The sequence below is a fragment of the Brevibacillus invocatus genome (assembly GCF_003710915.1).
GTDB lineage: Bacteria > Bacillota > Bacilli > Brevibacillales > Brevibacillaceae > Brevibacillus > Brevibacillus invocatus.
Genome location: NZ_RHHR01000009.1, coordinates 140583 through 162710, shown reverse-complemented (window position 1 = coordinate 162710; position 22128 = coordinate 140583). Strand labels below are relative to the sequence as shown.

Below are 22128 nucleotides of genomic sequence, written 5' to 3'. Positions count from 1 at the left end.
CCAGCAGGTTAAGAAACCTCGCTGGTTTTTGCTTCCTTCAGAAGTGTATGGATACAGTGCTGAAGCATCTCGTGCAATGTTCCAAAGGCGTAGTCCACATCAAGTCTTTCCGTCCATTGATGAGCATCCCGACCGACTGGACCCAGATTCAAGACAGGCACATCAAAAGCTTCCAGAGCCTGCATGGGAATGGAGTAGCCTTTGTCCCACATCGGCATATTGTGAATGAGCGGCTGCATGGAGGATGCCGGATACTGCAAGCCTGCGTAGCTCAGGTCTGAAATGCCGCCGAAGTAGCTTTGCCTGATCAACGCGATCTGGTGGTGAGCTTGTGCATAGGCCTCCATTTCTGCAACCGTTCGCTGAGTCACAGGGTGCTGGCGCGAAGAAACGGCCGGGTAGAATGGGGGAGCGAAAAACAGAATGATCATGGGCGAAAGCTCCTTGCACAAGGCCGCCAGTTGATCCACCAGCTCAATCGTCATGTCGCGGTCATCCATCCTTCCCCGCTCGGCTAAAACGCTGCCCAGTATCTGCTCCACCTTTTCTTCGCCATGTGTACGAAGCGCGTAGGCATGCAGTGCTTCATAGGTCATGACCTGGATAGACAGAGGGCGAGGCGTGAATGGACTGTTCTGTGCAAACAGATCGGCCTGCTTGGCGTATGCCTGCTTGATTTTCTCAGCTGCGTTGGTGGCTGCTTCCAGCAAGCTTTCCACGACATCCTCCATCTTTTTTTCCAGCAAGAAGAGATTGAACAGGGTGACCGCGCGATGGGGAATCTGGACCGAGTATTCTTTTTTGAGATCCTTTTGTATCAGATTGGTAGGCGGAGCAGTAGCTTCACCGTCTACGATCTCACAAAAAGCGGTGTTCAGCTCCAGCTCACACGTCAGCTGAGAGGCCATGAGATTTCCGTTCAGTCCAGCGAATGGCTCGCCAACATGCGTCTCTTTGCCATAGCACAGAAAGCCGGGGAGAACTTTGCCGATGGAACCGGTGTAGATATACTTGTTCTGATCGCCGGGGAAACGGGGGAACATCGGCTCGGAATTCAGCACGGTCTTGTAATGCAAATCAAATTCCTGCGCCAGCTCCAGCAATACCGGGACAGCCGCGCGCATTCCGACGGAGTTGACTTCTTCGTCGGGGACAGTCAAGAGCAGGATATTGCCATCAAACTCGCCAGCACAAGCCTTTTCCACCATCGACATGTGCAGGGCGAGGCCGCATTTCATATCCATCGTACCGCGTCCGAAAAGCCAGTTTCCCGTCTCCATATCACGCTGTACGGCAGAAGGCAGCTCTTGCTGCTGGGCTTGGAAGAGAGAAGTAAGCTGTTCAGGGTCAAAAGCATGCGTTTTCCAGGAGCCATAGTCCTCTACGTCGACAACATCAAAATGGCTGATGAGAATGACGGTGTCCCGTGCGCCTTCTTTTTTGACCAGTGCGGTGACGAAGTGGCGGCCATCGTCTGTAGGCATTGCCCGGACGTGACCGGGGTTTCGCTGGAAATAGGGCAGGGTGTTCAACTGCTCGATCAGATAGGTGGGCAGGAGCTTTTCCGCTGTAGAGCCTGTAACGCTGGGAATTTGGACTAGCCCGCACAAGAGATGGATTAGCTGATCCTTGGTCTGCCATTTTTTCATGAGTAGGGCCCCCGTTTTTGTAGGATAGTGGTGTCTAATATTCCCTCTTGAAATCGGATATCCTGCCTGGATTTCACGGATCGTCAGTCTGCTGACAGGATGCTGAGCGGGCTATTGTCCGCGACAATGGCTTCGATGTCGTACACAGAGATGGGGAACATCGGAAAGCCGACATAGTATGGGCTTAATTCATAGAGCTGGAAGTAAATGACCAGCGATTTGTCTGCGACATAAAAGTCTTGTTCGGGCGAGATCGTGGTAAAGGGGTTCAAGGTAGGAATTTGTCTTTGCTGGATCTGCTTCTTGATGTTTTCAGATAAGATTCTCACGTAATCACTGCCGGGCTTGAACAACTCGCGCAAATTGTAGATCTTGCCTGTCTGTACATCGGCTGTCAGCGAGCCGAGAAACGTCATGGGATGAGCCATCGGCGGCGTGTAAGCAAAGTTGCTCATGGTAACGCTGAAAATGCCTCGTTCATTGGTTTTGATCTCGTAGCTTCCCTGCATCTGTGTATTTCCCTGTATCTGAACGCGTTCCTGTTCATGGATCAGTCCATTGACGGTTTGCAGCAATGATTTGTTAATCTGCTGCTCAGCCTGTTGATTGGACAGACCGGTCAATTGTGGATAGTAAATCCGCGTATGGGGGCGCGTTATGGTTCGCGTCAGGACACTGACGGGCAGTTGATTTCGCTCCATGTTTATCTGTTCCTTCCTTTTGGATTCATTGTGTACGTTCTGTTTCCTGTCAGCCTATTCAGCTCTGGAATAAGTGGTCCGTAAAAGCCGTGATTATTTTATTGGAAATATTTCTATTCTTTATCAAATTCTTCACAAGTTCGCATGAATTTTGCGTTTCATACGTTCTATAATGGGGAAGAAAACCACATGTAAGAGGGAAAAGGGGGGGAATCATGATTCAGTTAGTGCGAAACACCCTGACAAACAAAGAAGGATTTATGATTTTTATTTTGTGGAATCATCTCTGGATGGCAGGCTTGATCGCGTATCAAATGGATGTGAACTTCTGGCTCGTTACTTCACTGGGACTGCTGGTGACCCTGATTGTATCGCCGTATTATTTCATTCGTAAGGACAGCCGAATCATTCGTTACCTAGTAGCTATTGGACTTATGTTTTATGCGATTTCATTCGATCACTTTACCCCTTATGAAGAAGTCTCGTTTCTTGCTTTTATTGTATTGGGATTTTTGGCTGCCTATCTGGATTGGAAGCTGGTGGTGTTTGCCGGCATTACGCAAGCCATCGCTACGGGAGTCGGTTTTTACACGAGACAGTACGATCTGTTCAGCGGTGATTTCTCTGAAGTAAATCTGATCGTGCGCGTCGTCGCGATCTTCGTAATGATGATTGCACTCACGTATTTGTGTCTGGCTGGACAAGCTTCTTTGAGGCAAGCGAATGCAGCGAGACAGGAAGCAGAGGAGAAGGAGCAGCGTTTGGTAGAGATGCTGGAGCAAATCCAGCTGATGACGGAACAGTTGGACCGCACTTCGCAATACGTACACGGGCACGCTGAGGGAACCCGACAAAATACAGATGATATGATGATCGCCTTCAAGGAAGTCGCGACTGGCATGGAGGCACAGGCGAACTCCACCGTGAAGATCGAGGAGGAAGTCCAGCAGATCGACCAGGAAATCGTATCGGTGACCGAGAAAGCAAACATGATGAAGACCGAGGCGGATCAAAACAACAGACGTCTGGTCGAAAGCGTAGCGAGAATGAATGAGCTGTCCACCCAGATGGAGCAGATCGTGCAAGCCGTTCATGTAGCTTCTGCGACGATCAACCAGTTGAATCGTCAAGCCAACCGTGTAGAGGAAATCGTCGGAGCCATTAATCAGATCGCATCGCAAACCAACCTGCTGGCACTCAATGCCGCGATCGAGTCGGCTCGTGCTGGTGAGCATGGACGCGGCTTTGCCGTAGTCGCGGACGAGGTACGCAAGCTGGCAGAGGAAAGTGCCACTGCTACACAGGAAATTACCCAAATCCTGCAATCACTTCATCAGGAGAGTCAGAACGCCGTCTACCATATGAGCAATGGGGAAACCTCGGTTGCAAAAGGAAAAGAGCTAGCGGTACAGACGGTCGCTGCGATCGAAGCGGTACGAGCAGGAATGGAAACGTTCCTGTCTGCCACGGAGCATGTTCGCACGAGTATGGACCTGGTAAAAAGCCGTTCTGGCGAAGTGGCAGCCGAGATGTCTACCATTACCGCCGTAACCGAAGAATCCGTAGCCAATCTGGAAGAGTTGTTCGCAACCGCGGAGAACCAGCAGTACAAGGTTCGCGAGATAACAGATGAGTTGGGCGAGCTGAACAAGCTTTCCCACAGCCTGCAGCAATCCTTCCAAACCAAGGAATAACGCAAACTGTATTCCCAGATGAAAATAATTTACGTTTTTCAAAGAGTCTGTTAAACTAAATCCGTATCAACCGAATAGATTCACCTACCTTATCAAGAGCGGCGGAGGGACTGGCCCGATGAAGCCCGGCAACCACTGTACCATGTACAGCAAGGTGCCAATTCCTGCAAAATCCAAAATGTGGATTTTGACAGATGAGGAAGAGGATAGCGATAGCTGCGAACTCTTCCCAAAAGGAAGAGTTTTTTTGTTTGTTGAAAGGAGAGAGGTGGAATACACGAACGTTTTTAGTATATTTTATGAAAATATACGCATATACTGTTGTTTTTTTGCCGAAAAAAACGTACATTACCTATTAGAGATCAAAAACGCGAAAGAATTTGTGTGAGAGAGGGAGACATCATGAAGAAGTTATGGTTGGCTTTAACGACATTCGCCGTTTTGGCAACAGGTTGCGCTGGTGGCGGAAATGCACCGGCAGACAATGGACAAGCCTCTGGACAAGCTCCAGCGGAACAAAAGGAAGAACCAGCAGTGAAAAAACGCATCGCTTTGGTCCTGCCTGAGAAAATCGGGGTAAACCCATTCTTCCAGCAAATGGACGATGGTGCCAAAAAAGCAGCTGAAGAATTAGGTGCTGAACTGAAAACGATCGAATCGACCGACTACGGCGCGATTGAAGAAAATCTGCGCGTGGCTGTAGCTGAACAATATGACCTGATCATCACATCCTCCTTTGAATCCGAGGATGCCCTGAAAAAAGTGGCAGCTGAAAACCCTGATCGCAACTTCGCGATCATTGATACCGTGATCGACCTGCCAAACGTTCGCAGCGTAACTTTCCGCGAGCAGGAAGCAGCCTATCTGATGGGTGCTGCTGCTGGTCTGGCGACAAAAACAAACAAAGTAGGTATGGTCGTAGCGATGGACATCCCTTTGTTAAAGAAATGGACAGGCGGTTTTTCTGAAGGCCTGAAAGCAACCAATCCAAATGCTGAATTCATCGTCAACTACGTGGGCAGCTTCACCGACCCGGCAAAGGCGAAGGAGCTGGCATTGCTGCAAGCTTCTCAAGGTGCTGACTTCATCAACGGCGCTGCTGCTGTAGGTGACCTGGGCGTTTTTGAAGCAGCCAAGGAAAAAGGCTTCTATACCGCAGGTCAAGACGTAGACCGTACTGTGATCGATCCGGAGCACATCGTATTGTCCCAACTGAAAGGTACAGATGCAGCGGCTTATGAAACCGTGAAATCTTTTGTAGAAGGTACATTCCAGCCTGGAGTAGTTACCTATGGTTTGAAAGAAAAAGGCGTGGGCGTAACCTATATCACACACGACAGTGCAACCCCACTGCATGCCTTCATCGGACAAGAGGTTGTAGACAAGGTAAAGGCAATCAACGAAGAAATCGTGGCGGGTACGCGCAAAGTGCCTGAATCGTTCTAATCGAACAGCTCAGTGAAAATGGCGTGACCGACTACGGTTGTAGTCGGTCTGCTGTTGTATGGGGAGAGGAAATGACAAAAGGAGGGGATCGCGATGGCCCACCGATTAGAAATGAGGGAAATGACCAAGAAGTACGGCGATTTTACTGCCAACGACAAGGTGTCGATCACACTTGGTGCAGGTGAAGTACACGCTATCGTCGGAGAGAACGGGGCGGGAAAGACGACGTTGATGCGGATGCTGTACGGGATGGAACAGCCCACATCTGGGGAAATTGTGCTGAATGGAAAACCGGTTGCCTTTCGCGGTCCGAACGACGCGATCCAGCATGGGATTGGCATGGTTCATCAGCACTTCATGTTGTTTGGCGAGTTCAGTGTGGCAGAAAATATCGTAATTGGCTACGAGCCTAGGAAGAGCGGCTTTTTTCTGCGCAAAGATGCGGCAGCCAAGGTGCGCGAACTGAGTAAGCAGTACCGCATTCCTGTAAACCCGCAGGCTCTTGTCGCGAATTGCTCGATTGGAGAGCAACAGCGGGTGGAGATTCTTAAGGTATTGTACCAGGGCGCAGACATCATCGTTTTGGATGAACCGACAGCAGTTTTGACACCACTTGAGGTAAAAGACTTGCTGCAAACTATCCGTAATCTCGCGGAGAGCGGGAAAAGCGTTATATTGATCACGCACAAGCTCCAGGAAGTGATGGAAGTAGCCGATCGAATCACCGTGCTGCGCGGAGGAAAGGTGACAGGGAGCGTAGCCAAGGATCAGACCAATGTGGACGATCTGGCACGCCTGATGGTCGGACGGGAGCTGCAGCAATTGAGTGAAAGGCTCCCGCTGGATGGCAAGCCTTTGCTGCAGGTGGAAAATCTGACGGTCCGCGATAAACAGTCGCTGTTGGACCAGGTGAGCTTCACCGTTCATCACGGAGAAATTGTGGGGATTGCCGGGGTTTCTGGCAATGGACAGTCCGAGTTGCTGCAAGCGATTAGCGGCCTTCGGAACATCCAGGATGGTACCATCCGATTGTCGGGTGTTGATGTGACCAATCAATCGGTAGCCAAGGTACGTGAAACAGGACTTTCCCACATCCCGGAAGACCGTTATTTATGGGGGACCGCGAAGCAGGAGAGCGTGGAAGAAAACGCACTGATGGGCTACCAGCGAAAACCGGCTTACTATCGTCGCGGAGTGATTTTACGTGATGCCTTCCGCCGGGTCGTACAGGAATGGGTCAACCGGTTTGCGATCAAGACGGGTTCCAAGCAATTGAATGAACAGGCAGGCAATCTCTCTGGGGGTAACCTGCAAAAGCTGATCGTCGCTCGAGAGCTGGGGCACGAGACCCCGTTTTTGATGGCCGCAGAACCGACACGTGGTGTCGATATTGGCGCGATGGAGTACATCCATCAAGCTTTGATTGAAAAGAGAAACAGCGGAGACGGTATTCTGCTCGTTTCTTCAGAGCTTTCGGAAATCATGGCTTTATCCGACAGAATCCTGGTCATGTACAAGGGACGGATCGCAGGAGAGCTGTCCCGTGCAGAGGCGACAGAAGAAAAAATCAGCGTGCTGATGGCAGGAGGAAGCGTTCATGGTAGCAGTCAAAGAGCTGTGTAAGTCACTGGTTCAACCGCTTTTGGCCGTCATCATCGGCTTGCTAACCGGGGCGCTGGTGATTGCTGCAGTAGGGGAGTCGATTATCGGCACGTATCAGGAAATGTGGAAAGGGGCTTTCGGTAATTTTTATTTCTTTTCTTCCACATTGGCTCGTGCAACGCCGATTATGCTGATCGCTCTCGGTCTTGCCCTGGCTTTCCGTGCAGGGGTTTTTAACCTGGGGGCAGAGGGCCAGATGGTTCTCGGGGCTATCAGCGCGACACTGGTAGCGATCTACCTGCCTGCACCGGGAATCGTGAAGATACTGGCAGCGTTGGTTACCGGGATTGTGGCTGGCGGTCTGTGGTCGCTCATGGCCGGGTACATGGAAGCCAAATTCCGCATTCCTTTGTTGATTTCCACGTTATTGCTGAACTATATCGCGGTGTTGTTTGCCAGCTATCTGGTCAGCGATCCCTTTCAGGATAAAAGCGGTTCCGCTGCACTGGCTCAGACCGTCATGCTGGAGAAAGGCGCGTGGCTGCCTAAGCTGTTCGCGGGAATGAGTGTGCATAGCGGCTTTATCATCGCGATTGTAGCAGCATTGCTGTTGTTTTGGGTCATTCGTTTTACACCGTTTGGCTATGAAGTGAAAATGCTCGGTCACAACCCGTTTTTTGCCCAGTACGGTGGGATTCACCGAATCAAGGTCATGCTGACCGGAATGTTTGCCAGCGGCGCGTTTGCGGGGTTGGCGGGGACAGTAGAGGTGCTCGGCGCTCATTACCGCTTTGTAGATGGAGCCTTGACCGTACCCAATTTCGCTTGGACAGGACTGATGGCGACCTTGCTCGCGAATTCCAATCCGATCGGAGTGATTTTTACGTCGATTCTGCTCGCTGCCTTTCAGACAGGGGCGATGGGCGTGGAGAGGAATACCGAGGTTCCGTTGGAGCTGGCGAGCGTGATTCAAGCGGTGCTTATCCTGTTCATTTCCGCAAGATTCAGCTACAGCTGGTGGAAACAGCGGAAGAAGAAAGGGGGAGAATCGCATGGAGTGGCTTGATTGGTCCCTCGTTAGTTCGACGATCCGCATGGTGACGCCGATTTTGTTGGCTGCTCTGGGCGGAGCGCTCTGCTCACGTGTCGGTATTTTTAACGTCGGCTTGGAAGGTCTGGTGCTGGTTGGCGCATTTGCCGCGATCGTCGGGAATCATTTTACCGGGAGTTTGTTTCTGGCGGTTTTGTTCGCGGCTGCGGCCAGCGTGCTGTTCTCTCTGTTATTTTCCTACATGACGATTGGGTTGAAGGCGAATGAGATTGTCGTTGGTGTGGCCATCAACTTTTTGGCATTGGGACTTACGACCTTTGCCCTGCGTGCAGTCTTTGATGTGAAGGGAGCTTTCTACGACAAGGACATGGCTGGCCTGCCGCGTCTGGAGATCCCGCTCATTCACGATATCCCAGTCTTGGGGGAAATCGTTTCCGGTCACTCGCCATTGGTCTATCTGGCGTTCCTGGCGTCGATTCTGCTCTATATCTTCTTTTATCGTACCGTTACCGGCTTCCGCGTTCTCGCGGTGGGAATGAACCCGGTCGCAGCGCGCAGTCTGGGGTTGAAAACAACTCGTTTGCAGGTGATGGCGATTCTTCTTTGCGGCGTCCTCTGCGGTGTAGCAGGCGCACAGCTTTCCCTGGGACAGGTGACGATGTTTACGGAAGGGATGACGGCTGGTCGCGGCTTTATCGCGCTGGTAGCCATGATGATGGGACAGTCCCATCCACTCGGCATCCTGGCATCGAGCTTGTTGTTTGGTTTTATGGATGCACTTAGCATACGCCTGCAAGGCTTTTCGTTGCCGACACAATTTACGTCCATGCTGCCGTATGTTCTGACGATTGTGGCGATGTTCTTCCTGAAAGACAAGAACGGAGGAGCCAGCAGCAATCAGCAAAGCGCTCGTTGATCGTGACAGGAAAAAGGAGGAAGGAACAGCATGAACAAAGCAGATCGCATCAAACGAATGAAGGTTCCAGCAGTAGACCCGGCGCTGGCAAGACGATTGCCGCCTGGGCAAGTACTGACGGAGCGATTCCCTATTTTGCATGAAGGGGATGTCCCGGAATACGACATGGAGCAATGGACACTGCGTGTGTTTGGGGAAGTGGACCGGGAAGTAACCCTGCGTTACGCTGATATATTGGCGATGCCGCAGAAGACCGTGACGCGCGACATTCACTGCGTCACGCGCTGGTCGCGTTTTGACAATGCGTTTACAGGCGTGGGCTTTCGCGAATTCATGCAGGCCATCGGAATTACGCCACACAGCTCATACGTGATGCTTCACGGCGATCACGACTATACTGCCAATCTGGCTCTGAGCGATCTGGATCGGGATGATGTCCTGCTGGCTCATTCATTCGAGGGAGAACCGCTTACTGACAAGCACGGCTGGCCCTTGCGCCTGGTCGTTCCGCATCTGTACTTCTGGAAAAGTGTGAAATGGCTGCGCGGGATCGAATTCATCACGGAAAACAAGCCTGGCTTCTGGGAACAAAACGGCTTTCATATGAACGGAGATCCATTCCTGGAGGAGCGCTTCTCCGGTGAAGCCCTGCCGATTCCAGAAGACGAGTGGGAGAAAAAGGAGTTTGATTAAGATGCTGACCAATCTGAAAGTAGATCCAGAGCAACTACCCAAGCGTATTATCGTTTGCGGCGATCCGAAAAGAGCAGCGCTGATTGCGTCCAAGCTGACGGATTATCGCAGTGTCGGGGAAAACCGGGAATATCACAGCTATGCCGGGACATGGAAAGGCGTCGAAGTAGCCGTAGTCAGTCATGGCGTAGGTTCGCCTGGGGCGGCAGTCTGCTTCGAGGAACTGGCAAAGGGCGGCGCACAGGTGATGATTCGCGTGGGTACGGCTGGTTCGTACCAGAAGGAGATAACGCCTGGCAGTCTGGTGATCAGCTCATCGGTGGCTCGTCAGGACGGATTAACCAGCCAACTGGTGCCAGCAGGATTCCCGGCAGTGGCGGACCGCCATGTGGTCGAAGCACTGGCACAGGCGGCGAATAAGCATGAGGCCAATCTCAAGGTGGCAGAAGGCATCACGCTAACTCTGGATGTTTTTTACAACGGCGTGCTGGAATTCCCGCACAAGCTGTATCAAAAAGCAGGTGTACTGGCTGTGGAGATGGAAAATTCCGCGCTGTTCGTGATCTGTGCGCTCAGAGGTGTAAAAGCAGGCTCGATTCTTGCGATAGACGGCTACGCGGATGCAGACCTTTTGGAAAGCTACAACCCACATACAGAGGAAATGGCCAAAGCGATTGAAGCAGAGGCATCGATTGCACTCGATGCGGTGATTCAGGTTGAGATATGATCAGGTAGAATGAAGAACGAAAAAGCCGAAGAACCTCCCAAGAGGAAGGTCTTCGGCTTTTTTCTACTTTCATGCTTGCAAACTTGTCCAGGCGTTTTTCAACCGTTCCTGCTGCAAGAAATGATGACGGTAGTGCATTTCAATCAACGCAAACCATTCCCTAGCATCCAGCGCACCGAATCCGGGATGCATCACTTTATGGAGAGATGTACGGGCATCCAATCGCGGCGCTGTTTCCTCCATACGTTGCAGCACCGTCTGGAAGCCTTTGACGATCTGCTCTTTGCTCTCTGGTTGCAGAGGCGTATATTGAGGTGACGCTGGAACCTGAATGCGGATGGGAGGAATGGCTCCTTGGGAAAATACGGTTTCACCCACCTCGGATTTTCCAGCATTCAAAACAGCGGGGTGTTGTTCTTTTGAGATGCAGGTTTCTACGTTACTCAGTTGCATGTACAGCGCGGTATTGATCAGATGCCAATACATCTGTCCAAGCGACCAGTCCTCGTCCCTTTCCTTCCATGTCAATCGCTCTATGGAAAGCGCTTCGACCTCACGGAGGTATAGATCTGAGTGCTCAGCCACTTGCTTTATGATTTCGCGTGTATTCATCATCACTGCCAGCTCCTTTTGCTTTGGTAGCCCCAGTATAAAAAAACACTACTGACACCGGTATGTCAGTAGCGTTCCAGCATTTTTTGGGCTTCTTCACGAACGAACTTGCGCAGGGAATCCGGCTCGAGGACCACGACATCCCCACCCCAGCCGAGCACCCATTTCAACAAATCTTCGGGGTGACGAACGCGCAGGCTGACGAGCAGCCCATCAGGATGCTCCTCGATCTTCTCCATAAAGAAGTTTCTGCTTTCCATCATTTTATCGCGGATGCTTGTATCTGCGAGGATGCGCACCTGGATATTCCGGTCATCAGGCGGTTTGTATTGCTTCAAATGGAAATCATCCGGAAGACGATACTCTTCCTGTAGCAGGGTGAGTTCTTTCATTCGAGACAAACGGAAATGGCGAAGCTCGTTGCGCAGATCACAATGAGCGAGAAGCGTCCATGTACCTTGGACGAGAACCAGCCCATAAGGCGCTACGACCCGGAAGCTGTGGCGATTCCCGTCTGCTTCAGGCAGGCTTTTTACATAATGAAAGCTCACCTTGCGCTTTTCGATCAGAGCGCTACGAATCAGCTCCATAAATCTCAGCTCGTCGTCTGAGATTTGGTAGCCGTTGGCGGTGACTAGCTTCATCGTGGAACGAATACGTTCGACTTCTTCACGCGCACTTTGGGGAAGAATCGCCTCTATCTTTTTCTGGGATGATTGCGCCTTGGCACCGTATCCGGCATCAAAATGCTGTTCGATCCAATCAGTGCCGATCAGCAAGGTCACCGCTTCCTCCGCCGTGAAGTTGACAGGTGGCAAAAAATAGCCGTCCACAAGGGAATAACCGATTCCAGTCGCTCCTATGATCGGAACGCCTGATTCACTTAATGCCTGAATATCCCGGTAGATGGTGCGGACGCTCGTTTCGAAAATCGCTGCCAAATCCTCCGCGCGCAGCAGCTCCTTACGCTGCAACTCAAGCACGATTGCTAACATCCGGTCTGTTTTGTTCATATCCCTACGTCCAGCGATACGTATAATACCGTTCTGTTTTCAAAAAGCGGCTTAGCTCTGCATTCGGATTGTTTGCGTCTTCCAAGTATTTTTCAAGTGTTCGAGCTGACTGGGTATAGTGTGCTTTGATGGCATTCAGCTTGCCGTCTGCCACGTGGGCAATATCCACGACGACATCTGGCTCGCCCAGTACCTGCAGATGGTTACTGGAAAAGGCAACACAGTAAAGGGTGGGGCGCTCATTCAAAGGAATGCGTTGGAGTGCCTCGATCGTCGCTTCCGCCATCGCCTCGTGGTCGGGATGAACCGAATGTCCGGGGTAATACGTGTAGACGACTGTCGCTTGAATCTCCTGCACGACCTGAAAAATCCTGTCTGCCATCGCTTGTCTGTCTTCGAATTCTACGGTTTTGTCATGGTATCCCAGCAGACGCAGATCGGTTATGCCCAGATGCCGGCATGCCTCCTGCAGCTCCCGCTTGCGAATTTGCGGCAATGTCTCTCGGTTGGCTGTGATCGGACTGCCCATCTGGCGTCCCATTTCTCCCAGTGTTCCACATAGATAAGTAATCGTGGCCCCGGCTTGGGCATGCATGATAATGGTTCCGCCCAAGCTAAACGTCTCATCGTCTGGGTGAGGAAAGACTAGCAGTACACGTGGCTTCATGCGTTTTCCCCGCTTTCCGCGCCGAATGGCGTGACGCTGAGTTGGAAGGCAATGGTCAGACGGCCTTCTTCATCGTGACCAGCCAGCAGCAAACAGTGCTCCGAGCTGTCAGGCTCCCAATCCGTGAGACCCTCCGCATAGATCCAGCCATGCTCCATCTTCAGGCCGACACGATAAGGGCCGTTTCCGGTGATCATGCCGCGCTCAAAGCGCACTACCACATTGCGCACAAAAGAACCGACAGAAATCGTTTTTTCTCCCCGCAGAACGGCGTAGGAGCCATTGGTTGTTTCCAGATGGAGATAAACATCGCGATTGAAAAACTGAGTCAATAGTGGCTGTACCTTTTCAGGCGAGATCGGCTGCATGATTTCCCTCCTAGCATAACGTCGATATTCCTATTTTATCTCTTCGCATGAGAAAAAGAAGATGAAACGGCACTTTACAAAACCAACGAGGTTTGTTTACATCTCCTTCACGTCCTCTTAACGTACGCCAGCTACCATATGAAGTAACAAGTGAATGTTCCCAAAAGGGTGGAGACATGGAGAAACCCCTGACATCTTTACCAAGCACTTTCCTCGGAAGTTCTTTGGCAACGACATGTCATGGGGTTTTTTGCTGTCGAGCTGATGCCAGCCTTGTTGCCCGAAATGATCGAAGAGTACAGAAGGGTGCTGGACACCCCGATTATAGCCGGTGGCCTGCTTCGAACACGAGATCAAATGCATATTGCCTTAAACAGCGGAGCCATCGCAGTTTCTGTGGGATCCCCCACTTTATGGAAGGAGAATGTACACCATGTCCCAAGCCCTGTTGTTTGATTTGGATGGTACATTGCTGGACAGTCGAGACGCAGTGATTGCAGCCGTGGCCTTCACGGCAGAAAGGTACGCACCTGGCAAGTTCAGCCGTGAAGATCTGCTCGGACGCTTTGGAGAATCCTTTGACGATTTTCTTGCAGTTGTAGCGGAATCTGCCGGGGAAATGAACAAACAGGATGTATTGAATCTCTATTTTGCATACGTACGGGAAAACCTTGCTCGTCATACCAAACTGTTTCCCGGAGTCAAAGAGGGATTGGAGCAGCTGAAGGCTTCTGGATATCAGCTTGGTGTAGTGACCAACAAACAGCGCGAATTTGCAGTAGCAGGTCTGGAGCTGGCGGGCATCGATTCTTATTTCGATGTCGTGGTGGCGGTAGATGATGTCATGCGCGGCAAGCCTTCTGCAGAGCCTGTACTGCGTGCCTTGACGCTGATGGGCAAACAGCCTGAGCAGGCGATGATGATCGGAGACAGCCATTATGATGTAGTCGCTGCCTGGGAAGCAGATGTGCCTTCCGTGGTATTGGAATGGTACGGATGTGAAGAGTGGAAATATGTGATCCCTACGTACCGTTATCCTGATTTTCGCACGTTTGTTGCCGAACTTTTGACTGTCCAAACCAAAGGAGGGAGATAAGGGATGGCACGAGTGGAACTGAACCAGATTACCAAAGGCTTTCAGAATCAAACGGTGGTAAAAGGAGTGAATCTGGTCATTCCGGACGGTTCCTTTACCGTTCTGGTAGGACCATCTGGCTGCGGGAAGTCGACCACGCTTCGGATGATTGCCGGCCTGGAAAGTGTGACGAGCGGGGAAATCCAGATTGGCGATCAGGTGGTCAATCAGCTGCCACCAGGGAAACGGGATGTCGCGATGGTTTTTCAAAACTATGCTCTCTATCCCACGATGAATGTGTACGACAACATTGCCTATGGTTTGCGCAATCGCGGAACCTCCAAGAAGGATTGCAAGATATTGGTCGAGGAGATCGCGGAAATCGTAGGTTTGACCCCGTATCTCAAACGCAAGCCATCCCAGCTCTCAGGTGGACAGCGTCAGCGTGTGGCACTGGCGCGAGCGATGGTGAAAAAACCAAAGGTGTTCTTGATGGACGAACCGCTGTCCAATCTGGACGCCAAGCTGCGCAACCAGATGCGCGTGGAGCTGACCAGCCTGCATAAACAACTGGGCAGCACCTTCATTTACGTGACGCATGATCAGGTGGAAGCGATGACGATGGGTGATCAGATTGTCGTGATGAGCGAAGGAAACATCATGCAGGTGGCAGCACCGATGGATCTGTATCAGGAGCCGGAAAATCTATTCGTTGCCCAGTTCATAGGATCTCCTGCCATGAACATCATCCCGTCGGAGAATGACAGCCAGACGCTCTGGGGATTTCGTCCGGAAAAGGCTTTGATCATGTCCGATGCCGTCACAACTGTATCGACCAATGAGATGATTACGCTGCGCGGCAGCATTGTCTCCCGTGAAATTTTGGGTGCGGACTCTCTCTACTACGTGGAGACCGGGAAAGGTCGCGTTGTGGTCAAGATGGACACCGATCAGACCGTAGAGCTGCAAACGAGTGTACAAGTTTGTGTGCCTTACTCCCATATCTATGAATTCGACCGTGATAGCGGCAATCGCGTACAGCGCCGGGAAGGGAAGCCTGCTCCCACGCTGGCTGGAGGGATGGTTTGATGCGAAAAGCAGTAGCCGCTCCGCAAATTTCGGGTATAAGCAATCCGACGAAGCAGCAGGTACGAGCAGGCGTCACGCAGGCCTGGATGGAGCGCCTTCGTCCCTATCTGTATGTAGCTCCAGCCCTGACCTTTTTCTTTCTGTTCTTTCTGTTTCCGATCGCCTATGTCATCTACCTTTCCTTTTTTGACTGGACCTTATTGAATCTGGAGGAAATGGACTGGGTCGGATTTGAAAATTACAGCGCATTACTGGCGGAGTCAGACTTCCATCAGGTCCTATGGAACTCTCTCGTGTACACCGTTTCGACCGTCGTTTTAGGCATCTTGCTTTCCTTTTTGCTGGCGCTATGGCTCAACAAAAAAGCGAAGGTCTACGGCGTGATACAGGCGGCTGTCTTCAGTCCTCATATCATCTCGCTCGTGTCTGTCGCGATGCTGTGGATGTGGCTCATGGACCCGCAGTATGGACTGTTGAACGCCTTGCTGGAAATGGTCGGCTTGCCTGGCTACACGTGGCTGGCTGAGACCAAGAGTGCGATGATATCGCTGATTCTCGTCAGCATCTGGAAGGGAGTCGGCTACAACACGCTCGTCTTCATTGCAGGGATGCAAAGCATTCCGCGAGACATCTATGAAGCCGCTGACCTGGATCAATCTCCCTGGTGGAGAACGTTGACGCGAATCACCATCCCGATGCTTTCGCCCACGCTGTTTTTCCTGCTGGTAATCAATACGGTCTCTTCGTTTCAGGTGTTCGACACGATTTACGTCATGACCCAAGGCGGACCTATCAATAGCACAAACATGCTGGTGTTCTACATCTACGAGCAAGGAATGGACTTCTACAACGGCGGTGCTGCTTCAGCGGCTTCTGTCATCCTGCTGGGGCTGGTCGGAATCCTGACCTTCCTGCATTTCCGGGTAATGGGTAAACGCGTTCACTATCAATAAATCAGGAAAGGAGATGAGCGTATGGGACACGTAGGAAGAACCACCTTGAAAATGGTGGAGTGGATCTTGTTGATCGGCGTAGGACTCGTATTCGTCTTCCCGTTTTTGTGGATGTTTCTGACTGCTTTTAAAACGATGCCGGAAGTGTACCAGTTTCCGCCTAGTTGGTGGCCAGAATCCTGGCAGGTCGAGAATTTCCGCAAAGCCTGGAGTTCTGGGCCGTTTCTCACCTATGTGTGGAACAGCTTGGTCGTAGCTGTAGGAACGCTCATCCTGCAGTTTCTGATCGGAGTGCCGGCAGCATATGCATTTGCCCGGTATCGCTTCAAAGGAAAAAACGCCCTGTTCGGCCTCAGCCTGATCGCGCTGATGATTCCATCGCAAGTAATCTTTTTGCCGGTCTATGTACAGATGAGTCACTGGGGGTTGGTCGACACGCTGTGGGCGCTGATCCTGCCTTTTGGAGCGAGTGCATTCGGAATCTTCCTGCTTCGGCAGTCCTTCATGCAGGTTCCAGATGAGGTGATCGAGGCAGCACGTCTGGACAATGCTTCCGAGTGGAAAATCATGTGGACGATCATGGTGCCGCTCGCCAAGCCCGTGCTGGTTACGTTCGGTCTGTTCAGCTTCATCTATCACTGGAACGATTACTTCTGGCCGTTGATCATGACCAATAGCGACAGCGTCAGAACGCTTCCCATCGGAATCTCGATGCTCAAAGCAGCTGAAGGAGGCAAGCAGTGGAATGTGATCATGGCAGGGAACATGATGCTGGTATTCCCGATTCTGGTCGTGTTCTTCTTCGCACAACGTCATATCATCAACGCATTTGTCTACCAATCCAAGTAAGAACGCGGGCAGTCAAAGCTGTTCGCGAGCACATAAAAACATGCAGAGGTTTCGCCATGAAAAAGGAGGAAATTTTCGTGAAAAAGTTCCAAGCATCAATGGTAGCATGTGTACTGAGTGTGACGGCCATTTTGGCTGGCTGCGGCACCAATCAACAAGCAAGTGGGGGCAATCAGGGTACGACGAATACGGCTGCTCCTGCGCAAACTACAGCAAGCGCCCAACCGGCAAGCGACAAGCCCGTGGAAATCGATTTCTGGTATGCGCTTGGCGGACGCAACGGGGAAATGATTCAGGAAATGGTAAAGAAGTTTAACGAAACGCATAAGGATATTGTGGTGAAGGCTGCTTACCAAGGAAACTACTACGAAAACCACTCCAAGGTACTGGCGGCGGTATCGGCCGGCAACCAGCCTGACGTCACGATGGTAGAGGTAGGTTCCATCGGTGCTTTTGCCGACGCGAAGGTATTGGAGGATTTGGGTCCGTACACGAATGGTGCGGAGAGCAAGTACATTCCCGGCCTGCTCGGAAACTCGTACTGGAAGGATAAGCTGTACGCGATCCCCTTTAACCGCTCGACACCTTTGCTTTATCTGAACCGCGACATGTTGAAAGCAGCAGGTCTGGATCCGGAAGGCCCGAAAACATGGGAAGAGCTGCGTGAATTCTCCAAGGCCCTGACCAAGAAGGAAGGGGACAAAACGAGCACCTACGGCTTCTCGACTGCGATCGATATCTGGTTCTACGAAGCGCTCGTGTTCCAAAGCGGCGGCAGCATTTTGACGGAAGACAACAAAGCTTTGGCGATCAATAGTGAACAAGGGAAAGCACCGATCGCCTTCTGGACAAGTATGCTGAAAGAAGGAATTATGAAAGCACCTCCTGGTGAAAAGTACAATGCTTGGGATGTAGCGAAGCAAGACTTCCTGAACGGTCAGGTAGGGATGATTTTCACTTCTACGGGTGACTTGCGAGGACTGAAGGAAAATGCGAAATTTGAAGTAGGGGCTGCTTTCCTGCCAGCGAATAAGAATTACGGAGCGCCAACTGGTGGGGCCAACCTGGTTGTACTGGCAAAATCTTCCGATGAAGAGAAAAAAGCATCCTGGGAATTTATCAACTGGATGACAGACACGGCCCAAACGGTACCATTCTCCCTGGAATCCGGCTATATGCCTGTAACGACAGAAGCGGTGGAATCTGCGGAGATGAAAGCGGCTTATGAAAAAGAACCGAACTTCCAGGTAGCGGTCAAGCAATTGGAGTACGCTTCCCCGCGTCCGATGGTTCCTGGCTATAAAGAATTGCAGGAAGTGATCATGACCGAGCTTCAACGTGCAGTGATGGGTCAGGCGACAGTAGAAGAAGCGCTGCAAAAAGCGGATGAAAAAGGGCAAAAGCTGCTGAAAAAATAACGTGAAAGCATGAGGAGCGATCAAGATGAACATTTGCATGGCACATCGCGGCTGGTCTGGAAAAGCACCGGAGAATACGATGGCAGCGATTCGTTTGGCCCTGGCTGAACCGGCTATCGGTGGGATGGAAATTGATGTTCAGCTTTCCCGTGATGGCGTTCCTGTTCTCATCCATGATTTTACGCTGGATCGGACGACCTCAGGAAGCGGTCTCGTGATGGATCACACACTGGAAGAACTGCGTCAGCTGGACGCAGGGATCTGGTTTGACGAAAAATTTGCAGGAGAGCGCATTCCTACGCTGGAAGAAGCTCTGCAAGCTGTCAAAGGTCGATGCACGCTCAATATCGAGCTGAAGGCGACCAGTGACATGTACCCAGGCATAGCAGAGAAAGTGTTGGAGCTGTTGGAGCGCTATGAGATGAAGGATGAGGTGTACATCACTTCCTTTGACCACGATCTGATTCGCCAGGTCCGCCAGCTGGATGCTCAGGTTGTGACAGGTTTGATTGTGTTGGGACGTCCTGTTCTCATGCTGGAGCAGCTGGAGGCAGCGGGCGCCAATATCCTGTCTATGGGCTATCCGTATTTGACCCGAGAGCTCGCTTGCGAGGCGCTGGAAAAAGGCTACAAGGTGATCGCTTGGACGATCGACGAGCCAAGAGATATGCAAATCGTCATGTCGTGGCATCCTGAAGTACAGGTATGTACGAACCATCCTGATCGCATGCTGGAGCTTGTTTAGAAAATAGGAAAAAGCCGTCGGAGCGGGAAGTCCGGCGGCTTTTCTTTTTCCTCGGGTTACGATCTGCTGGTCTGTCGCCGGCGAACCAGTTGCTGGTTAATCCGTAGTATTAGGCTGGATTTACTCGACTTTCATACACCTCCTGAGCGCCATTTGCTTATGATGATAAAAACTACAGGCAAAGTGGCCAAGGAGTGAAATGTTCATGATGCATCCCGATACAGAGCTTCGGTACATCAATGATGAGATTGGCTACGGTGTGTTTGCTACCCGATTCATTCCCAAAGGGACCATCGTCTGGGCGTTGGATGATCTGGACCAGGTATTGGAGCCGTCTTTCGTGGAAAGACTGGACCCATTGCGAAAACAGGATGTACACAAGTACTCCTTTAAGAATCAGTTGGGCCAATACATTCTCTGCTGGGATAAAGCCAGATATGTCAATCACAGCTTTCATGCGACCTGTGTGGGGACGATGTACGATATCGAGCTGGCAGCGAGGGATATTATGCCAGGCGAAGAACTGACGGACGATTACGGAACGCTAAATTTGGATGAACCGTTTGAATGTTTGCCTGAAGAGGGTACGACCCGCTCTCGGGTAATGCCCGACGATTTGCTTCGTTATTACCAGCTGTGGGATCGCATCGCAGCGTCAGCGTTCCGACATTTTCCAAAAGTAGAGCAGCCGCTCAAGCATTTGATCCGTCCCGAGCATCAGGAGAAGATCCGGGCGATCGTAGAGGAGCATGCGGAAATTGATTCTATTCTCCATCTCTACTGCCAGCCGGAATGGCGGAAGTAGGAATAGCGGGAATAAATCGGGCCGGATAACGGCCCTATTTTGTTGAACTATGCGTGCCGAATAAAGTATTATGGAGTGTAAAGGTGAAGGGAAAGGTTGATTTCAGTTGGAAAACAAGGTAGCGTCATCCTCTTTTATCCGAAATATCGTGATTGAAGACCTGGAAAACGGAAAGGTCAGTGAAGTCATTACCCGGTTCCCACCAGAGCCGAATGGATACCTTCATATTGGACATGCAAAGGCGATTTGCCTGAACTTTGAGCTGGCGGACGAGTTCAATGGAAGAACGAATCTTCGCTTTGACGATACCAATCCCGCCAAGGAAGATATCGAATTTGTAGAGGCGATCAAAGAAGACGTGAAGTGGCTTGGATTCGAATGGGACGGGCTGTTTTTTGCCTCCAACTACTTCGAGGAAATGTACAACCGAGCGGTGCTCCTGATTAAAAAAGGAAAAGCATACGTAGATGATCTCTCCGCAGAAGAGATGCGGAAGCTGCGTGGCACATTGACAGAGCCAGGCGTGGACAGTCCGTTTCGCAACCGTTCTGTGGAGGAAAACCTGGACCTGTTCGACCGGATGCGCAAAGGCGAGTTCAAGGACGGAGAAAAGGTTCTTCGCGCCAAGATCGACATGACCTCTCCCAACTACAATATGCGTGATCCGGTTCTCTACCGTATCTCGCACACGCATCATCACAATACGGGCGATGCCTGGTGCATCTATCCGATGTACGATTTTGCCCATCCGCTGGGGGATGCGATTGAAGGTGTCACGCACTCCCTCTGTTCACTTGAGTTCGAAGATCACCGTCCGCTTTATGATTGGGTGATCCGGGAGTGCGAGATGGAGAGTGAACCGCATCAATACGAATTTGCCCGGCTGAACCTGAACAATACCGTGATGAGCAAGCGGAAGCTGAAGCTATTGGTCGACGAAAATGTAGTAGATGGCTGGGACGATCCACGGATGCCTACCATCGCAGGTCTTCGCAGACGGGGCTACACAGCGGAAGCGATTCGTACATTTGCCCGTGAAATCGGGGTTGCCCGCAGCAACAGTACAGTTGATTCCAAAATGCTGGAGCACTTCATTCGCGAGGATCTCAAGCTGAAGGCCCCTCGTACGATGGCCGTACTCAACCCGTTGAAGGTGGTCATCACGAACTACCCAGAAGGGCAAGTGGAAATGCTGGACGCGGAAATCAATCCGGAGAACGAGGAAATGGGCATGAGACAAATTCCGTTCTCCCGCGAGATTTACATCGAGCAGGATGATTTCATGGAAAATCCGCCAAGCAAGTACTTCCGTCTGTTCCCAGGCAATGAAGTTCGACTGAAGCACGCCTATTTCATCAAGTGCAATGATGTGATCAAGGATGAGGCAGGCAACGTTGTGGAAATTCACTGCACTTATGACCCGGAAACCAAGAGCGGCAGCGGCTTTACTGGGCGCAAGGTAAAAGGAACCATCCACTGGGTGGAAGCGACACAAGCGGTTCCTGCGGAATTCCGTCTGTACGAGCCATTGATTTTGGACGAGGAAGAAGATCAGGAAGGCACGTTTTTGGACAACATCAATCCGAACTCGCTGGAAATCGTGCAAGGCTTTGTGGAGCCGAACATGAAGGAAGCAAAGCCACAAGACAAGTTCCAGTTTTTCCGTCATGGGTACTTCAACGTAGATACGAAGCATACAACCGCGGACAAGCTGGTCTTTAACCGGATTGTTTCCCTGAAAAGCTCGTTTGAACTTCCAAAAGCATAATCCTCATAAAGCTTGTGTAGACACGCTGCTTGTGCATGAGATTTCGTGCACGGCGGCGTGTTTTCGATTGGAGGGAGTGGGATTGTGAGACATTCCGTTTTTGAGCAGGTAAAACGCTGGGAAAAAGAGGGGACAAGTGCTGATGGTGACGGGCCCACGCGAGACGATCGATGAGATTTTGCGTTTTTTTCATGATTTGACCTGATCATTTTTTATGACAAATAAAAGGGACAAGCGCAGATGCCTTGTCCCTTTTTCAACGTATAGGAATTTATAAGCGTCGCTTA

22 protein-coding genes and 1 riboswitch are annotated in these 22128 nt (G+C 51.2%); of the genes, 16 read left to right on the top strand and 6 right to left on the bottom strand.

What is annotated here, in order from left to right; genetic code table 11:
• Positions 1-8: 8 nt before the first annotated feature.
• Positions 9-1649, bottom strand: a complete 1641-nt coding sequence (locus EDM52_RS05420; RefSeq protein WP_122908009.1) for a M20/M25/M40 family metallo-hydrolase — start codon at positions 1647-1649, stop codon at positions 9-11.
• Positions 1650-1732: 83 nt separating this feature from the next.
• Positions 1733-2350, bottom strand: coding sequence for a DUF3298 and DUF4163 domain-containing protein (locus EDM52_RS05415; RefSeq protein ID WP_122908008.1), 618 nt, complete (start codon positions 2348-2350; stop codon positions 1733-1735).
• Between the two features lie 215 nt (positions 2351-2565).
• On the opposite strand from EDM52_RS05415, the gene EDM52_RS05410 reads away from it, so the two are divergent.
• From EDM52_RS05410 to EDM52_RS05380, 7 genes are all read left to right on the top strand, one after another.
• Positions 2566-4044, top strand: coding sequence for a methyl-accepting chemotaxis protein (locus EDM52_RS05410; RefSeq protein WP_122908007.1), 1479 nt, complete (start codon positions 2566-2568; stop codon positions 4042-4044).
• An 86-nt stretch (positions 4045-4130) separates the two neighbouring features.
• Positions 4131-4245, top strand: a riboswitch (SAM riboswitch).
• A 201-nt stretch (positions 4246-4446) separates the two neighbouring features.
• Complete coding sequence (locus EDM52_RS05405; protein WP_122908006.1) at positions 4447-5490, top strand: BMP family protein; 1044 nt, start codon at positions 4447-4449, stop codon at positions 5488-5490.
• 93 nt (positions 5491-5583) lie between these two features.
• On the top strand, positions 5584-7113 hold the full coding sequence (locus tag EDM52_RS05400) for an ABC transporter ATP-binding protein (RefSeq protein WP_122908005.1): 1530 nt from the start codon (positions 5584-5586) through the stop codon (positions 7111-7113).
• Positions 7088-8158, top strand: a complete 1071-nt coding sequence (locus EDM52_RS05395) for an ABC transporter permease (RefSeq protein ID WP_122908004.1) — start codon at positions 7088-7090, stop codon at positions 8156-8158. Before EDM52_RS05400 ends, EDM52_RS05395 begins: the two co-directional genes overlap by 26 nt.
• Positions 8145-9059 (top strand): ABC transporter permease, encoded by a 915-nt coding sequence (locus tag EDM52_RS05390; RefSeq protein ID WP_122908003.1) that lies wholly within the window; start codon positions 8145-8147, stop codon positions 9057-9059. Before EDM52_RS05395 ends, EDM52_RS05390 begins: the two co-directional genes overlap by 14 nt.
• 30 nt (positions 9060-9089) lie before the next feature.
• A complete protein-coding gene (locus EDM52_RS05385; RefSeq protein WP_122908002.1) occupies positions 9090-9752 on the top strand; it encodes a sulfite oxidase-like oxidoreductase in 663 nt (220 codons plus the stop codon).
• A gap of 1 nt (position 9753) precedes the next feature.
• On the top strand, positions 9754-10479 hold the full coding sequence (locus EDM52_RS05380; protein ID WP_122908001.1) for a nucleoside phosphorylase: 726 nt from the start codon (positions 9754-9756) through the stop codon (positions 10477-10479).
• A gap of 69 nt (positions 10480-10548) precedes the next feature.
• On the opposite strand, the gene EDM52_RS05375 is transcribed toward EDM52_RS05380, so the two are convergent.
• The 4 genes from EDM52_RS05375 to EDM52_RS05360 all read right to left on the bottom strand — a co-directional run bounded on the left by EDM52_RS05375 (position 10549) and on the right by EDM52_RS05360 (position 13139).
• On the bottom strand, positions 10549-11091 hold the full coding sequence (locus EDM52_RS05375) for a DinB family protein (RefSeq protein ID WP_122908130.1): 543 nt from the start codon (positions 11089-11091) through the stop codon (positions 10549-10551).
• A gap of 65 nt (positions 11092-11156) precedes the next feature.
• On the bottom strand, positions 11157-12104 hold the full coding sequence (locus tag EDM52_RS05370; RefSeq protein WP_122908000.1) for a helix-turn-helix transcriptional regulator: 948 nt from the start codon (positions 12102-12104) through the stop codon (positions 11157-11159).
• 4 nt (positions 12105-12108) lie between these two features.
• A complete protein-coding gene (gene bshB2, locus EDM52_RS05365; protein WP_122907999.1) occupies positions 12109-12771 on the bottom strand; it encodes a bacillithiol biosynthesis deacetylase BshB2 in 663 nt (220 codons plus the stop codon).
• Positions 12768-13139, bottom strand: a complete 372-nt coding sequence (locus EDM52_RS05360) for a YojF family protein (protein WP_122907998.1) — start codon at positions 13137-13139, stop codon at positions 12768-12770. The genes bshB2 and EDM52_RS05360 overlap by 4 nt, the downstream gene beginning before the upstream one ends.
• Positions 13140-13379: 240 nt before the next feature.
• Between EDM52_RS05360 and EDM52_RS05355 the strand changes: the two genes are divergently transcribed.
• The 9 genes from EDM52_RS05355 to EDM52_RS05315 all read left to right on the top strand — a co-directional run bounded on the left by EDM52_RS05355 (position 13380) and on the right by EDM52_RS05315 (position 21841).
• The gene (locus EDM52_RS05355; RefSeq protein ID WP_122907997.1) at positions 13380-13595 is read left to right on the top strand and encodes a glycerol-3-phosphate responsive antiterminator; all 216 of its coding nucleotides are present in this window, start codon (positions 13380-13382) and stop codon (positions 13593-13595) included.
• Positions 13573-14235, top strand: coding sequence for an HAD family hydrolase (locus tag EDM52_RS05350; protein WP_122907996.1), 663 nt, complete (start codon positions 13573-13575; stop codon positions 14233-14235). Before EDM52_RS05355 ends, EDM52_RS05350 begins: the two co-directional genes overlap by 23 nt.
• Before the next feature lie 3 nt (positions 14236-14238).
• Positions 14239-15303, top strand: coding sequence for an ABC transporter ATP-binding protein (locus EDM52_RS05345; RefSeq protein ID WP_122907995.1), 1065 nt, complete (start codon positions 14239-14241; stop codon positions 15301-15303).
• On the top strand, positions 15303-16256 hold the full coding sequence (locus tag EDM52_RS05340) for a carbohydrate ABC transporter permease (RefSeq protein WP_122907994.1): 954 nt from the start codon (positions 15303-15305) through the stop codon (positions 16254-16256). Before EDM52_RS05345 ends, EDM52_RS05340 begins: the two co-directional genes overlap by 1 nt.
• Before the next feature lie 21 nt (positions 16257-16277).
• A complete protein-coding gene (locus EDM52_RS05335; RefSeq protein ID WP_122907993.1) occupies positions 16278-17105 on the top strand; it encodes a carbohydrate ABC transporter permease in 828 nt (275 codons plus the stop codon).
• Between the two features lie 77 nt (positions 17106-17182).
• Positions 17183-18523: an ABC transporter substrate-binding protein gene (locus EDM52_RS05330; RefSeq protein ID WP_415783042.1), complete on the top strand. Its 1341-nt coding sequence runs from the start codon at positions 17183-17185 to the stop codon at positions 18521-18523.
• 25 nt (positions 18524-18548) lie between these two features.
• Entirely contained in the window at positions 18549-19268 is a 720-nt protein-coding gene (locus tag EDM52_RS05325; protein ID WP_122907992.1) for a glycerophosphodiester phosphodiesterase, read from the top strand.
• Between the two features lie 205 nt (positions 19269-19473).
• Positions 19474-20073, top strand: coding sequence for an SET domain-containing protein (locus EDM52_RS05320; RefSeq protein ID WP_122907991.1), 600 nt, complete (start codon positions 19474-19476; stop codon positions 20071-20073).
• Positions 20074-20179: 106 nt separating this feature from the next.
• Positions 20180-21841 carry a glutamine--tRNA ligase/YqeY domain fusion protein gene (locus EDM52_RS05315; RefSeq protein WP_122907990.1) on the top strand — a complete coding sequence of 554 codons (1662 nt, stop codon included), beginning with the start codon at positions 20180-20182 and terminating at the stop codon, positions 21839-21841.
• Positions 21842-22128: the final 287 nt, after the last annotated feature.